This is a genomic window from Paenibacillus chondroitinus NBRC 15376, assembly GCF_004000765.1.
Classification (GTDB): Bacteria; Bacillota; Bacilli; order Paenibacillales; family NBRC-103111; genus Paenibacillus_E; species Paenibacillus_E chondroitinus.
This window is the reverse complement of the sequence record NZ_BILW01000003.1, coordinates 270,252-285,625: the sequence shown is the minus strand read 5'-3', so window position 1 is coordinate 285,625 and position 15,374 is coordinate 270,252. Positions and strand designations below refer to the sequence as shown.

Genomic DNA, 15,374 nt, shown 5'->3' with positions numbered 1-15,374 from the left:
TAGAGAGTGTTTTTGTTTGCATAAACCAAGACCCCCTTTCTCATAATAAGCTAAGAAAAGTAAGAAAAGGCTCTTATTTGAAAAGTGAGGTTGAGAAGGGGAATGAATAAACGATTAATTGTATTAACCTTTTGCATTGTTTTCGTATTGGTTGTTGCCTTCCAATTGAAAGGAAAGTTCAACCCGCCGGCGGAAGAAACGTTCAGTAAAAATGAGATACGTTATGGAGCTACGGGTGCAGACGTCAATGAGTTGCAAGGACGTTTGAAATTCATCGGTTTTTATGGCGGCAATATAGACGGTGATTATGGGTATAAGACTTTAACAGCCGTGAAACGTTTCCAAGGCGAATTTGGGATGATCGTAGATGGTATTGTTGGGCCAAAAACAAAACTTAAACTATGGGAAGCAACGAAGAATTGGAAACCTACTGCTCCTGCGACTGGAGGAAACACAGGTGGTGGCAGTGGAACTGCTGGTGGAACTGCTGGTGGAACTGCTGGTGGAACGGAGAATGCTGCTTCGGATCAAAAGCCGGCCAATCTTACTCCATCTAATAACCTTGGCCTCTCGGAGCAGGATATTAACTTGATGGCGAATGCTGTGAATGGTGAAGCACGCGGCGAGCCCTATGTTGGACAAGTAGCAGTGGCCGCAGTTATTTTGAATCGCGTCAAAAACCCGAGCTTCCCCAATACGGTTTCGGGCGTTATCTTTCAACCAGGAGCTTTCACTGCTGTAGCTGATGGTCAAATTTGGCTTACACCTAGCGAATCAACGAAAAAAGCGGTTAAGGATGCATTAAGCGGCTGGGATCCTACAGGTGGGTGTATCTATTATTTTAACCCGGAAACCGCAACATCCAAGTGGATTTGGAGTCGACCACAAGTTAAGAATATTGGCAAGCATATTTTTTGTAAATAATTTCGAAATGGACAAGGAGAAGGAACCGGCATTGGTTGCTTCTCCTCTTCGTATAGGAATATAATGGTACTATTACGATCTTAGAAGGGAGACAGACCTTTGAAGCATATACAATTTGAGCGCAGTACATTAAATCATATTCGTTTGCATGTGCTGCCGACAGATCGGTTCAAAACGTTTGCAATTTCCGTGTACATAGGCCGTCCCTTAGATGAAGATACGGTCACGAATACCGCCCTTACTCCTTTTGTATTACGCAGAGGAACAGAATTACGTCCGGAAACGAAGCAATTTCGAGAGTATTTGGATGATCTGTACGGTGCAGGTTTTGGTTTTGATATTTACAAAAGAGGCGATTATCAAATTGTGCAGTTGCGGATGGATATCATTAATGACCGTTTCGTAAAGTCGGCGCAATCACTCTTGAAGCAAGGGCTTGATTTTGTTGGAGAAACATTGACACGCCCTGCTCTGGAAGGTAATCATTTTCGCAGCAAATATGTAGATTCCGAGAAGCAAACGCTTCAGAAGCGTATTGAATCCGTTATTAACGATAAAATCCGCTATGCCGCTGAGCGCTGTATCGAAGAAATGTGCAGTGACGATCCGTATCGTCTTCACCCATTGGGTAAAATAGCGGATCTTGACCGCATTAATTCCGAGCAGCTTTACGAACAGTATAGACAGTGGCTTCAATCACAGCCGATAGATATTTATGTAGTAGGTAACACTACGCTCGCTGAGGTTGAAGGAATTGTCGCTTCCGCCTTCAAGATTGAACGCAAGCAAGATGTTGGTTACGTAGCTTCGGCTCCGCGGGGCGCTTCAGGTGAAGTGAAAACGGTTGTCGAGCGATTAGACGTTAATCAAGGTAAATTGAACATGGGACTGCGCACGAATATTTCCTATGGGGATGAACTTTATCCTGTAGCTCTTATGTATAATGGGGTTCTAGGCGGATATCCGCATTCCAAGTTGTTTATTAACGTCCGTGAGAAAGCAAGTTTAGCTTATTATGCATCATCTCGATTTGATGGGCACAAAGGCATATTAACGATCCAATCCGGAATTGAAATGGCTAATTATGAGAAAGCGGTTGATATTATCCGCAAGCAGCTAACGGCAATGGAGCAGGGAGATATTAATGATATCGAACTAAGCCAGACGCGAGCGATGATTGCGAATCAGCTCCGCGAAATTCAAGATTCCGCTTTTGAATTAATTTCTTTTGATTTTAATGCGATTTTGTCTGGTAAAGAGCGCACAGTAGCGGGGTTAATCGAGTCCGTGGAACAAATCGACATTCCGGCGATTGCTGAAGCTGCTAAGCGAGTTCAACTGGATACGATTTACTTTTTACGGGATCGGGAGGGAGAGTAGGCCATGAAAGTTATTCCTTATCCACACCTGGGTGAAACGATTTATCACGAAGTGCTCGATAATGGGCTTCATGTGTTTGTTCTGCCCAAAGAAGGTTTCCAGAAAACCTATGCGACGTTCACGACGCAGTATGGTTCTATCGATAACGATTTTCAAGTTGAAGGGAAAGCGGCTGTTCAAGTTCCGGACGGTATTGCCCATTTCCTGGAGCACAAAATGTTTGAGGAGCCTGAGGGTGATATTTTCGCAACTTTTGCTTCGAACGGGGCATCAGCGAACGCTTTCACAAGTTTTGACCGGACCGCGTATTTGTTCTCGTCAACGGACAATTATTTAACCAATTTAACGACATTAATTAATTTCGTGCAAAATCCTTATTTTACAGATGAAAATGTGGAAAAAGAAAAAGGGATTATCGGGCAAGAGATTAAAATGTACGAAGATAATGCGGACTGGAGAAGCTATTACGGTTTAATTGAATCCTTATACGCCAAGCATCCCATTCATATTGATATCGCGGGGACTGTTGCCTCGATTTCCAAGATTACAAAGGAGACTTTGTATGAGTGCTACAACACCTTCTACCACCCGAGCAATATGAGCTTGTTTGTTGTAGGCGGGGTGAATGCGGAAGAGGTAATCAAACTAGTCAAGGAGAACCAAGCTGCCAAAACATTTCCGCCGCAAGGAGAAATCAAAAGATTTTTCCCGGAAGAGCCGGTAGAGGTGAAGGAAGCACGCAGAGTTACCTTGCTTCCAGTATCGATGCCGAAGTGTTTAATTGGCTTCAAGGAGCAAGCACCGGCTGTGAATGGCAAAGATTTGCTAGTTAGAGAGTTGACAACGAAACTAATGCTGGATGTCTTGTTCAGCTCAAGCTCAGATATTTATCAAGCGCTTTATGATGAACAGCTCATCTCTGATAATTTCGGACATGAATATAATTGCAGTGATGGATATGCCTTCTCTATCCTTGGCGGTGACACCAAAGATCCTGATCAGCTTATTGCTCGTATCCGTGAAGAAGTTGAAAAAAGGAAGAGTTCAGGGCTTGATGAGGTTACCTTTGAACGCAGCCGGAAGAAGAAAATCGGCAATTTCTTGCGGATGATGAATTCCCCGGAATCGATTGCAAATGAGTTTACGAAATATCGGTTTAAAGGCATTGATTTGTTTGACATTTTGCCTGTATATGAGCAAATTTCGCTTGAGGATGTTAATCGACGCTTCAGAGAGCATTTCGATTGGAGTAAGCTTGCTGTTTCGATTGTCCAAAGTCGTGAGAAGTCGTGACCTTTTCCAAGCCATTTAGTGAGCAAACGGTTCTTATTACGGGCGCCAGCCGGGGGATTGGAGCAGCGATTGCTGAGCGCTTTGCCGCGGTAGGAATGAAAGTGGTCATCCACTACCGCGATTCTCATGAAGCGGCGAATGAAGTTGCCCGAACTTGCATGAAGCATGGCGCGAAGGTGCTCACCGTATCTGCGGATGTCAAATCCCGAGAACAAATTCTTTTGATGAAGGAAAAGCTGGAGCAAAAAGATATGGTTCCTGATATCATCGTGAATAATGCCGGCATCGCTCATTACGGGCTGCTGTCAGATGTTAGCGAAGAAGAATGGGATTCTGTCATGGACGTTAATTTAAAGGGAGCATTTCTTTGTTCGCAAACCTTTATGCAAGCGATGATTTCCCAGAAGTATGGTCGAATCATTAATGTATCCTCGATCTGGGGGATATCAGGAGCATCTTGTGAAGTGGTTTATTCCACGGCAAAAGGTGGGCTGAATGCGTTCACCAAGGCATTAGCTAAAGAACTTGCTCCATCCGGCGTTACCGTAAACGCAGTTGCACCGGGTGCTGTTGAAACCGACATGATGTCCGGGTTTCAAACGGAGGAGCGGGATGCGATTGCCAGTGAAATTCCGGCAGGCCGCTTTGCAATGCCTTATGAAGTGGCTTCGCTCGTTTATTTCCTGGCATTGCCCGAATCCGGCTATATCACAGGTCAAATCATTAGCCCTAATGGCGGATGGTTAACTTAATGTCATTGTAAGAAGCGCGAATAATTCTAGTGGGAGAAGTGAATATTACTTATGTAATGACCATCTCTCATAACTCAAAGGAGGCTTCTTACAATGGCTACAGTACTTAAAGTATTTGACAAATGGAAAGAGTTTCTGGCTGAACGCGTTAGTCAAGCTGGACATGCGGGGATGAGTGATGAAACCATCTCGAAGCTCGCTTTTCAAATTGGCGAATTCCTAGCTGATAAAGTTGATCCGGAAAATGAGCAGGAACGTGTGCTCAAAGAGCTGTGGGATGCCGGGGATGAGCAGGACAAACGTACGCTTGCCCGCCTCATGGTAAAATTAGTAGACAAAGGTTAATAACCGTTTTACAATTCAATAGGGTACTATGTGAAAGCCTCCTCTTTCGGAGGCTTTTGCACGCTTTCTTAGGTAGAAAGGAATCGAATTTCATGATGATCAAACGTTCTATGCTTATGATTTTGCTCTTATCTTTTATTGTTGCAGGGTGTGGAAATCGAGGTATTCCTGTTATCAAACAGGAGTTATTGGATAAGAAATTGTCTGTCTTGATGCTTTCCAGCGTTAATTTATCTCAAACCGCTAAGGACTCCATTGGGAGTGCGCTTCAAAAGTGGAGAGACGCCAATTTTATCGCCTATGATTGGATTAACGATTTGAGCGCAGTGGATGATCGTGCGCTCACGAAATTGAAAGCAAGCTCGTACGATTACATATATGTTATCGGCAACGATTTGTTCCCATCGGCAAATGCAGTGATTCAGCAAGGGTTAAATCCGGGTAAATGGACATTATTACAGAGCCAGTTGGATGTTAACGGGAGTGCGAGCACAACCCTTGAGCAAGCTGCTTTATTGCAAATTGATTCTCAACAAATTGATAACTTGAAGAATCAGTGGATTCAAAATCTCATGGCTCAGAATGTTACGGTGGAATGGGTAACGAGAAGCGATCGTCCGATTCCTTCGGCATGGGCACCTTCGGAAGAAGCGGACCACATTGTTTTGCTTGACAATAATGAGCAATGGTTTCAGCAGTTAGCTTTCCAAACGAGACAGCACTATGCGACTTGGATTATTTTCTACTCTCCAGCGACAGAAGCGCAGCTGCAAAAAGCAAAAACGCTAGGAACCTCTGTCATTGATGTTTCAAACTCATTATCAGCCGAGCTGAACTGGCCGCAAATTCTCGATGACCGGCTTCTTGCCATGACAAGTAAGTCATGGCAGAAAGGCGCTTTGAATTACAATGAAAAAGAGCTTACTGAACTCAAAATGAAATAAATTCGTGTCTCTTTATAGAAGGAAATTGGCGAAAATTGTAGAATTTATTTGAAGAGCTAACAAAAGGAACGTTACAGATATAGTGATGAGGTGGAAGGATTGGACGTTAAAGAATGGTATATGGAGTATAAGATTCACAAAAACCGTCCCGGGTTATTAGGGGATATCGCTTCCTTAATGGGGATGTTGGATATTAATATTGTAACCATTAATGGGGTTGAAGATCGTACGCGTGGTATGCTTCTTCAAACTAACGATGAAGAAAAAATTGACTTGATGGGTAAAATGCTGAAAAAAGTAGATAATATTACTATTACAGCATTACGTCCACCTAAGCTCGTGGATATTTTGGCTGTGCGTCATGGTCGTTATATCGAACGCGATTCGGATGATCGCAAAACATTCCGGTTTACCCGTGACGAGTTAGGGTTATTGGTTGACTTCCTTGGCGAGGTATTCAAACGTGAAGGCAATCATGTGATCGGGCTTCGCGGTATGCCTAGGGTTGGTAAGACGGAATCGATTATTGCAGGAAGTGTATGTGCAAATAAACGCTGGACTTTCGTTTCTTCCACGTTGCTTCGTCAGACGGTTCGCAGCCAATTATCCGAAGATGAGATGACTCCTAACAATGTGTTCATTATTGACGGAATCGTTTCCACGATTCGTTCGAATGAGAAGCATCATAGTCTTTTACAGGATATCATGGCCATGCCATCTACGAAGGTAATCGAGCATCCGGATATATTTATTCGCGAATCTGAATACACTTATAATCACTTTGATTATATTATTGAGCTTCGTAACAGCCCGGATGAAGAAATCAATTATGATTCGTTTACGTATACGTCCGAACCATTTTAAGGTTTGTAACGTCATTAACTAATGAGATTCCCGTGAGGAGGTGACCATTATGTCTGATCTTGGATACATTTTACGCAAGACACGATTGGAAAGAAAGATTTCGCTAGATGATTTGCAGGAAGTTACAAAAATTCGTAAACGCTACCTTGAAGCCATTGAAGAAGGAAACTATAAAGTGCTGCCAGGAAGCTTTTATGTACGAGCTTTCATCAAAAGCTATGCCGAAGCGGTAGGCTTGGATCCAACTGAAGTGTTGAATATGTACGAGACAACGAATCCTTCTCCAGTCGTGGAAAAACCGGTAGTAGAAACAATTCGTAAAAATCGGACGAGCGTTCGTAATACGGAGAAAATGAGCCGTTGGGCGTCAAGCGTGATGTTTATATGTTTCATTTTGCTCATTTTCGGAATTGTGTACTATTATACATATAAGAACTATAAGGGAACACCGGCAGGGGAAAAGCCTTCTCAAACACAGTCTCCGCGAATTACGGATACCACGAATCCCGGGGCAGGAACGACTCCGACAACTTCAACGAATGCCTCCAGTGAAGGTAAAGTGGAGCCTCTTCCGACCCCAACACCGGCACCGACACCAACGCCACCAGCGGTCCAAGTTAAATTTAGCAGCAACGAAAAAGGTGTAGATAACTACACGATTACCGGCACCGCGAATTTAAACATACAAATGAAAATAAACGGTTCTTGCTGGATTCGTATTGATGCCCTTACAGAGGGTGGCGGTAAAGACATGTTAAGACAAAAGCTTTACAAAGCTGGCGATACCGACGCCTTTGATTTGACAAGTTCCGCCTATCTGAATGTAGGAGCAGCAAGTGCGCTAGAGCTTACTGTGAACGGCACCGTGGTACCTGTTGGTGATACGCCTAATCCAAAGCGTGTACAGCTGAACTTGCAAAAAAACTAGCATTTTGGCATTTCCTGCGCTTTCCCGGGTAATGAAATTATTTCCTCAAGAAACATCCTAGGCCGTTGGGCTGCGGGATGTTTCTTTTTATTAGACTTCTTGCTATAATGCTATTGTAATTTGATGGAAAGGGTGTTATGTCTAAGATGAGTTCAGAAAGTTCGTTCGATATTGTATCCAAGGTGGATATGCAGGAGTTAAATAACGCCATTCAACAGGCTGAAAAAGAGATTGCAACCCGCTTTGATTTTAAGGGCAGTAAAAGCAGCATTAAATTAGAAAAAGATCAATTAGTCGTTACTTCGGATGACGAGTTCAAGCTTCAGAATGTTCTAGATATCCTGCATGCCAAAATGACAAAACGCGGGATTTCGATCAAAAATCTCGATTACAGCAAGGTAGAACCAGCGGCCAGCTCGACCGTAAGACAGAAAATCAGTATGAAACAAGGTGTTGATCAAGAAAATTCGAAAAAGATCAACGTCCTGATTCGTGATTCGAAACTTAAGGTGAAAACGCAAGTACAAGGAGATCAAATTCGGGTAACGGGCAAGAGCCGTGATGATTTGCAGGCTGTTATCGCTCTGCTTCGCAAGGCGGATATTCCTCTTGATCTACAATTTGTAAACTTAAAATAGGCATACATACCCTGTTATTGAAAGAGAAGCCCCCTGCTGCGAGGGGGTTTTTACATTTTGACACCCTATAGGGCTTGTATTATACTTGTAGGGAGCGTTTTTAGGACTATTGGAGGTTGTTTCTTTCATGACAGAAAAGGTTAAAGTAGTAACCCTCGGATGCGAGAAGAATATGGTCGATTCCGAGATTATGGCTGGATTAATACATGGGCGTGGTTTTCAGCTTGTAGATAACAAGGAAGATGCCACTGTCATTATCGTGAACACTTGCGGGTTCATTGATGCAGCGAAAGAAGAATCCGTAAATACAATTTTGGATATGGCAGAACTCAAAGAGACAGCGAATTTGAAGGCGCTTATCGTTTCAGGTTGCTTAACCCAGCGTTACAAAAAGCAGCTCCTCGATGAAATGCCGGAGATTGACGGGATCGTGGGAACGGGAGATTTTGACAAAATCAATGATATCGTTGATGAGGCTCTGCGCGGGAAAAGACCGATTCTTGTTGGGAATCCGGTATTTAACTATGATGCGGACCTGCCGAGGCTTGTTACAACGCCTAGATATACAGCGTATGTAAAAATCGCCGAAGGCTGCGATAATGCTTGCACATTCTGCAGTATTCCGATCATGCGCGGCAGCTTCAAGAGCAGAAGTATGGAGTCCATTGTAGCGGAAGTAGCTAACTTGGCTTCCCAAGGCGTGAAGGAAATTAGCTTAATTGCACAGGATTCTACGAACTACGGGACAGATTTGTATGATAGCTTTATGCTGCCTACGCTTCTGAATAAAGTAAGTGAGGTAGAAGGCATTGAGTGGGTACGTCTGCACTATGCATATCCTGGTTTCTTTAGCGATGAATTAATTGAAGTGATGGCGACAAACCCGAAAGTGTGTAAATACATCGATATGCCGCTTCAACACAGCGAAGATTCCATTCTTAAACGTATGCGTAGACCTGGCCGTCAAAAGGATACCCGTGAGCTGGTTCGCAAAATTCGCGAATCGATCCCGGATGTTGCGCTTCGGACTTCCCTTATTGTAGGGTTCCCGGGAGAAACGGAAGAAGATTTCGAGAACTTGAAACAATTTGTTCGTGATGTACAGTTCGATCGCCTTGGCGTTTTTGCTTATTCCAAAGAAGATGATACGCCGGCGGCACGTTTGCCGAATCAAGTGCCTGATGAAGTGAAAGAGTATCGTGCGAATGCGATTATGGAAATCCAGAGAGAAATTTCGAATATCCGCGGCGGACGCCGTATCGGTCAAGAAATTGATGTACTGATTGAGCGGTACGATGGCAGAAGTGATGTGTATATTGGACGTTCTCAATTTGATGCTCCCGAGATCGATGGGGAAGTATTTGTTTCGAATGGTAAACTGACGATCGGTGAACTTGCCAAAGTTCGTATTACCCACTCTTATGAGTTTGACTTATCTGGGGAGGTAATTGCATGAACCTGGCCAACCGCATCACCGTGGCGAGGATTTTACTAGTACCGATCATCATGTTTTTTCTGTTGATTAAGGTAAAATTCCCTCATATACGGATTGAGGAATTTAGCATTACGTATAATCAAATTATTGCTGCTACTATTTTCATTATTGCAGCGAGCACAGATAGTTTAGATGGTTATATTGCCAGAAAACGCAATTTAGTAACCAATTTAGGCAAGCTGCTTGATCCCTTGGCGGATAAGCTGCTTGTTACGGCTGTGCTCGTTTCTCTAGTGGAAATGGGTAAAGTAGATGCTTGGATCGTCATTGTTATTATCAGTAGAGAATGGGCTGTAACTGGTCTTCGCCAGATTGCTCTGCTGGAAGGCACAGTGATGGCGGCTAGTAAGTGGGGAAAAGCAAAGACGGCAGCTCAGATTACAGCCATCATAGCGCTACTTATCAATAATTTTCCGTTTACGTTTGTGGATTTCCCTTTTGATGTTATAGCAAGTTGGGCAGCGGCCATCATAACGGTCTACTCAGGTATTGAGTATTTTGTAAAAAATAAACATGTCATAGACTTTTCAGAAAAGACACAATAGGGCTTCCTATTGGTTTTTTTCTATTCTAGGAGGATGCTGGGATGAAAGCAGAAATCGTTGCTGTTGGAACAGAGCTCTTGCTTGGACAAATTGTTAATACGAACGCTCAATTTCTTTCCAGGGAGTGCGCCGCAATTGGTGTGGACATCTATTTCCAGACCGTGGTGGGCGATAATGAGCAGAGATTGCTGGAAAGCCTTAAATTAGCCGCCTCCAGAGCCGATGTGGTCATCTGCACAGGTGGTTTGGGTCCTACACAGGATGACCTTACAAAAGATGTCCTAGCGGCTTACGTAGGCCGTCAGTTAATCATTCATGAGCCGTCGATGAACGCAATCACCCAGATGTTTCAATCACGCGGCATACATATGGTAGAAAGCAACAGGCGCCAAGCGTTAATGCTTGAGGGCAGTGATCCATTACATAACGAAACAGGATTGGCCGTAGGTGTTGCCTTCACGTTTGAAGGAACTCATTTCATACTTCTGCCTGGGCCGCCCAAAGAAATGAAGCCCATGTTTACCAATTATGCGATTCCTTGGCTGCGTGCGGTTATGCATGATGAAGTTCCGCTGTATTCCAAAATGCTCAAATTTGCCGGCATCGGTGAATCTAATTTAGAGCATCAACTAATTGATTTGATTCAAGCACAATCGGACCCAACCATTGCTCCATATGCCAAAGAAGGCGAAGTGACGATTCGTCTGACGACCCGTGCACAAACGGCGGAAGAGGGCGAACGCAAGCTGTTTGCGACGGAACAAGAAATTAGAAGCCGTCTAGGCCAGCATATTTACGCGGATCAAGACGTACCGATTGAAACAATGGTTTTGAAAATGCTGGATGAACGCAAACTGTCGCTTGCGGTTGCTGAGAGCTGCACAGGCGGTTTGCTCAGTGATTTAATAACTTCAATCCCCGGGAGTTCGAACTCGTTCCTAGGGGGCATTATCTGTTATTCCAATGCGCTGAAACATAAGCTTCTCGGTGTTCCTATGGAGGTGCTGGAAGGCGAGGGTGCGCCAGGTGCTGTTAGCAGTGAAACAGCGGTTATCCTAGCAGAGAATTTGCTCACGACTACGGGAAGTGACTTTGGCATTTCCGTAACCGGTGTAGCCGGTCCTGGCTCGTCTGAAGGCAAGCCTGTCGGGCTTGTATATATTGGATTTGCGCAAAAAAATGCGGAGACACAAGTCATTACGCTGCAGCTTTCCGGCAATCGGGAATCGATTAAACACAGATCCGCGAAGAGCGCGCTCTACCACCTTTGGAAACAGTTGAAAGAAAGCTAGAGTTCGCATATAATCAAAGAAGTGTTAACGGAAGAACCGTAACAAAGCGATAACTTTGTTGCGGTTTTTTGTTTGTTCGCGAAAAAAACGAATGTATGTTCGAAAAAGTACTTGGCAAACACCCCGAAACAAGTTATCATATACCTATAATGATAGAAGGAAGTGAGTGTTTTGACAGACCGTCGCGCAGCACTTGATAATGCATTACGACAAATTGAGAAACAGTTCGGTAAAGGCTCCATTATGAAGCTTGGAGAATCAACGCATATGCAAGTTGAAACAATTTCAAGCGGGGCGTTAGCCCTTGATATTGCTCTAGGAATAGGTGGATTCCCACGCGGAAGAATTATTGAAGTATATGGACCTGAATCCTCAGGTAAAACAACAGTAGCGTTACATGCGATCGCTGAAGTCCAAAAGGTCGGCGGACAAGCTGCATTTATCGATGCAGAGCACGCGTTGGATCCTTCTTATGCAAGTAAGCTCGGCATTAACATAGATGAGTTGTTGCTCTCTCAACCTGATACGGGTGAGCAAGCTCTAGAGATCGCAGAAGCGCTTGTAAGAAGCGGCGCGGTAGATATTATCGTTATTGACTCGGTAGCGGCGCTAGTGCCTAAAGCAGAGATCGAAGGCGAAATGGGAGACTCTCACGTGGGTCTGCAAGCCCGTCTGATGTCTCAAGCACTTCGTAAGCTGTCTGGTGCAATTAACAAATCAAAGGTTATCGCGATTTTCATTAACCAATTGCGTGAGAAAGTCGGCGTTATGTTTGGAAACCCGGAGACAACTCCTGGCGGCCGTGCACTGAAGTTCTACTCCTCCGTCCGATTGGATGTTCGTCGCGTAGAAACGATCAAGCAAGGTAATGATATGGTCGGTAACCGGACGAGAATTAAGGTCGTTAAGAATAAAGTAGCTCCTCCGTTCAAACAAGCGGAAGTAGATATTATGTACGGCGAAGGCATTTCACGTGAAGGCAGTATTATTGATATCGCAACTGAAATGGATATCGTGAATAAGAGCGGAGCCTGGTATTCCTACGAAGGCGAGCGTTTAGGCCAAGGTCGTGAAAATGCCAAGCAATTCTTGAAAGATAACAAGGCAATCGCCGAAACGATCGAACAAAAAATCCGTGAAAACAGCAATTTAATTATTGCCGTCGGACCTAATGTGGACGAGGAAGACGATGAGTTAGAAGCGGCTTTCGAGTAAGATTCGATTATATATCATACCGTGAAAGCACCTTAAACCTTAGGTTAGGGTGCTTTCGTGCATGAAAGGGGCTAGAAAGCTTGGAGCAGGAAGAACAACAAATTTCTATCATCACATTAGTGGAGAAACAGAAGCGGGGGAAGCACCGCTATAACATATTTTTGAATGAAGAGTATGCGTTTTCCGTTCACGAAGACATTCTGATTAAGCATCGACTAGTCAAAGGAGAGAGCGTAGATCTCCAAGATATTGAGAGAATCATTCAAGATGAAGAACGGAATAATGCGTACATGAAAGCTTTACGAGCGATTGGCCGGAGACCGCATTCATCGAGCGAGTTGAAACGCAAGCTCAAAGAATCAGGTTATGAACCACCCATTATCGAATGGGTGATTGAGAAGTTAGCTTCGCAAAATTATCTGAATGATGAAGAATTTGCCAAAATGTGGACGGACAGCCGGATTATTTCTCAAAAGAAAGGCCGCAACCTCGTCCGTCAAGAGCTGCAGCAAAAAGGCATTGATAAAGAGTTGGTTAAACATGCAATGGAGAATATCAATCAAGAAGATGAGATAGCTGGAGCCATGAAACTTGCTCAAACGAAATGGAAGCAAACCTCTGGCGAGGTTTTTGATAAGAAGAGAAAGACGGCAGCATTTCTAATGCGCAGAGGGTACACGGGTGCCGTAGTGACGAAGGTACTTGGGCAGTTGAGCAGCGAGCCAAGTGAAGATGATTTTGAAATCCATGATGATTCTTTCGATGATTAATGTTGTTAAATAATAACTGAAATTACTTAACAATATGAATGAATAAAAGGGGACGCAGTTGGGCATGATGATCTTCTCATGGACTATCGCTTGACAAGCTTCTTCGACAAAAGATAAAATAACAGTGTATATTTTCATAATGTGTTCAAAATCATACTTATTTCATTGATTTTGAGGGGACAGATGTAAAAACCGCCAATTTTTACTCTGTTGATTATGGATTATTAGCACTATAGTGCCTCTTACGCACAGTGCGCATTCATTTAAAAGCCATACTCTTTTTACTTTAGGGTATGTATGACTAGTCAAACAATTAAAAATCGGATTAAAAAACCGAACGGAATCCCAGGCTAACACCTTGGAGAAACCAACGAGGAGGTGAACAAGATGATGACTTTCATCTGGATCGCGATCATTCTCATTGTTGGAGCTGCATGCTTAGGGATTGGTTATTTTATCCGTAAATCTCTTGCAGAAGCGAAAATTTCCAGTGCTGAAACAGCCGCTGAGCAGATTAGAGAAGCTGCTAAGAAAGAAGCAGAAGCACTGAAAAAAGAAACGGTTCTGGAAGCAAAGGACGAAGTGCATAAACTTAGGTCCGAAGCTGAAAAAGACATTCGTGAGCGTCGGAATGAAATTCAACGACAAGAAAGACGATTGTTGCAAAAAGAGGAATCGCTGGATAAAAAATTAGAATCTCTCGAGCGTAAAGAAGAGCAAGTTGCCAACAAAGAGAAGCGGATCGAGGATACCCAAAATCAAATTGATCAGCTTTATAAAAGCCAGGTTTCGGAGTTAGAGCGTATCTCAGGACTTACAATGGAAGAAGCGAAAAGCATCATTCTTACCAATGTGGAGCAGGAAGTACGACACGAGACCGCACAGCTTATTAAAGAAATCGAACAACAGGCCAAAGAAGACGGCGATAAAAAAGCCCGTGAAATCATCACGCTTGCTATCCAACGTTGTGCCGCAGATCATGTTGCTGAAACGACCGTTTCAGTTGTCTCATTGCCAAATGAAGAAATGAAAGGCCGGATTATCGGTCGTGAGGGACGTAATATCCGTGCACTGGAAACATTAACGGGTATTGACCTTATTATTGATGACACGCCTGAAGCAGTTATTTTATCAGGATTTGATCCAATTCGTCGCGAAATTGCTCGTACATCCCTAGAGAAGCTTGTTGCCGATGGACGTATTCATCCAGCACGTATTGAAGAGATGGTTGAGAAATCCCGTAAAGAAGTGGATGAACGTATCCGCGAGTATGGGGAGCAAGCCACGTTTGAAGTTGGAGTTCACGGATTGCATCCTGACTTGATCAAGATTTTGGGTCGTCTGAAATTTAGAACAAGTTATGGTCAAAACGTATTGAAGCATTCCATGGAGGTAGCTTATCTGGCTGGTCTGATGGCCGGGGAGCTCGGGGTAGACGTAACTTTGGCGAAACGTGCCGGGCTGCTTCATGACATCGGTAAGGCGCTTGACCACGAGGTTGAAGGATCTCATGTCGAGATTGGTGTTGAGATTGGTAAGAAGTACAAGGAGCATCCAGTCGTCATTAACAGTATTGCATCACATCATGGCGATGTAGAGGCAACATCCGTTATTGCGATGTTAGTCGGAGCAGCAGATGCCTTATCCGCGGCGAGACCTGGAGCACGCAGGGAAACGCTCGAAACATATATTAAGCGTTTGGAGAAGCTCGAAGAAATTTCGGAATCTTTTGAAGGTGTTGAGAAATCATACGCCATTCAAGCAGGCCGTGAAGTACGTGTTATGGTTCAACCTGAGAAAGTGGATGACACCGAAGCGTTCCGTCTGGCCCGCGATATTACCAAAAAAATCGAGGGTGAACTCGATTATCCAGGACATATTAAGGTTACCGTCATTCGTGAAACACGAGCTGTTGAATACGCTAAATAAGAGTAACCAATGCGAAAAGTGGCTGATACAGCCACTTTTCCTTATTTTATAGGGGGACGT

Annotated in this window: 15 protein-coding genes; all 15 read left to right on the top strand. The window is 43.8% G+C overall.

From position 1 onward, the window contains the following. Window positions 1-102 precede the first annotated feature (102 nt). The 15 genes from sleB to rny all read left to right on the top strand — a co-directional run bounded on the left by sleB (window position 103) and on the right by rny (window position 15,314). Window positions 103-924 carry a spore cortex-lytic enzyme gene (gene sleB / locus PCH02S_RS05870; protein ID WP_127450972.1) on the top strand — a complete coding sequence of 274 codons (822 nt, stop codon included), beginning with the start codon at window positions 103-105 and terminating at the stop codon, window positions 922-924. 99 nt (window positions 925-1,023) lie between these two features. Then, on the top strand, window positions 1,024-2,304 hold the full coding sequence (gene yfmF, locus PCH02S_RS05865) for an EF-P 5-aminopentanol modification-associated protein YfmF (protein WP_127450970.1): 1,281 nt from the start codon (window positions 1,024-1,026) through the stop codon (window positions 2,302-2,304). A gap of 3 nt (window positions 2,305-2,307) precedes the next feature. Further along, complete coding sequence (gene yfmH, locus PCH02S_RS05860) at window positions 2,308-3,597, top strand: EF-P 5-aminopentanol modification-associated protein YfmH (RefSeq protein ID WP_127450968.1); 1,290 nt, start codon at window positions 2,308-2,310, stop codon at window positions 3,595-3,597. Continuing rightward, window positions 3,594-4,349: an elongation factor P 5-aminopentanone reductase gene (gene ymfI / locus PCH02S_RS05855; protein ID WP_127450966.1), complete on the top strand. Its 756-nt coding sequence runs from the start codon at window positions 3,594-3,596 to the stop codon at window positions 4,347-4,349. Before yfmH ends, ymfI begins: the two co-directional genes overlap by 4 nt. Before the next feature lie 93 nt (window positions 4,350-4,442). Next, window positions 4,443-4,694, top strand: a complete 252-nt coding sequence (locus tag PCH02S_RS05850; RefSeq protein WP_127450964.1) for a DUF3243 domain-containing protein — start codon at window positions 4,443-4,445, stop codon at window positions 4,692-4,694. Window positions 4,695-4,786: 92 nt separating this feature from the next. Continuing rightward, window positions 4,787-5,638, top strand: a complete 852-nt coding sequence (locus tag PCH02S_RS05845; RefSeq protein WP_127450962.1) for a hypothetical protein — start codon at window positions 4,787-4,789, stop codon at window positions 5,636-5,638. A 120-nt stretch (window positions 5,639-5,758) separates the two neighbouring features. Next, complete coding sequence (locus PCH02S_RS05840) at window positions 5,759-6,502, top strand: DUF3388 domain-containing protein (RefSeq protein WP_379171917.1); 744 nt, start codon at window positions 5,759-5,761, stop codon at window positions 6,500-6,502. Window positions 6,503-6,551: 49 nt separating this feature from the next. Continuing rightward, window positions 6,552-7,430, top strand: a complete 879-nt coding sequence (locus tag PCH02S_RS05835; RefSeq protein ID WP_127450958.1) for a helix-turn-helix domain-containing protein — start codon at window positions 6,552-6,554, stop codon at window positions 7,428-7,430. Window positions 7,431-7,576: 146 nt separating this feature from the next. Continuing rightward, window positions 7,577-8,068 (top strand): YajQ family cyclic di-GMP-binding protein, encoded by a 492-nt coding sequence (locus tag PCH02S_RS05830; protein WP_127450956.1) that lies wholly within the window; start codon window positions 7,577-7,579, stop codon window positions 8,066-8,068. 127 nt (window positions 8,069-8,195) lie between these two features. After that, on the top strand, window positions 8,196-9,524 hold the full coding sequence (gene rimO / locus PCH02S_RS05825; RefSeq protein WP_127450954.1) for a 30S ribosomal protein S12 methylthiotransferase RimO: 1,329 nt from the start codon (window positions 8,196-8,198) through the stop codon (window positions 9,522-9,524). Next, window positions 9,521-10,108, top strand: coding sequence for a CDP-diacylglycerol--glycerol-3-phosphate 3-phosphatidyltransferase (gene pgsA, locus PCH02S_RS05820; protein WP_127450952.1), 588 nt, complete (start codon window positions 9,521-9,523; stop codon window positions 10,106-10,108). Before rimO ends, pgsA begins: the two co-directional genes overlap by 4 nt. A 41-nt stretch (window positions 10,109-10,149) precedes the next feature. Then, entirely contained in the window at window positions 10,150-11,400 is a 1,251-nt protein-coding gene (locus PCH02S_RS05815) for a competence/damage-inducible protein A (protein WP_127450950.1), read from the top strand. A gap of 171 nt (window positions 11,401-11,571) precedes the next feature. Next, window positions 11,572-12,615 (top strand): recombinase RecA, encoded by a 1,044-nt coding sequence (gene recA, locus PCH02S_RS05810; RefSeq protein WP_127450948.1) that lies wholly within the window; start codon window positions 11,572-11,574, stop codon window positions 12,613-12,615. A gap of 80 nt (window positions 12,616-12,695) precedes the next feature. After that, the gene (locus PCH02S_RS05805) at window positions 12,696-13,385 is read left to right on the top strand and encodes a regulatory protein RecX (RefSeq protein ID WP_127450946.1); all 690 of its coding nucleotides are present in this window, start codon (window positions 12,696-12,698) and stop codon (window positions 13,383-13,385) included. 387 nt (window positions 13,386-13,772) lie between these two features. Next, complete coding sequence (rny, locus tag PCH02S_RS05800) at window positions 13,773-15,314, top strand: ribonuclease Y (RefSeq protein WP_127450944.1); 1,542 nt, start codon at window positions 13,773-13,775, stop codon at window positions 15,312-15,314. The last annotated feature ends 60 nt before the right edge of the window (window positions 15,315-15,374 follow it).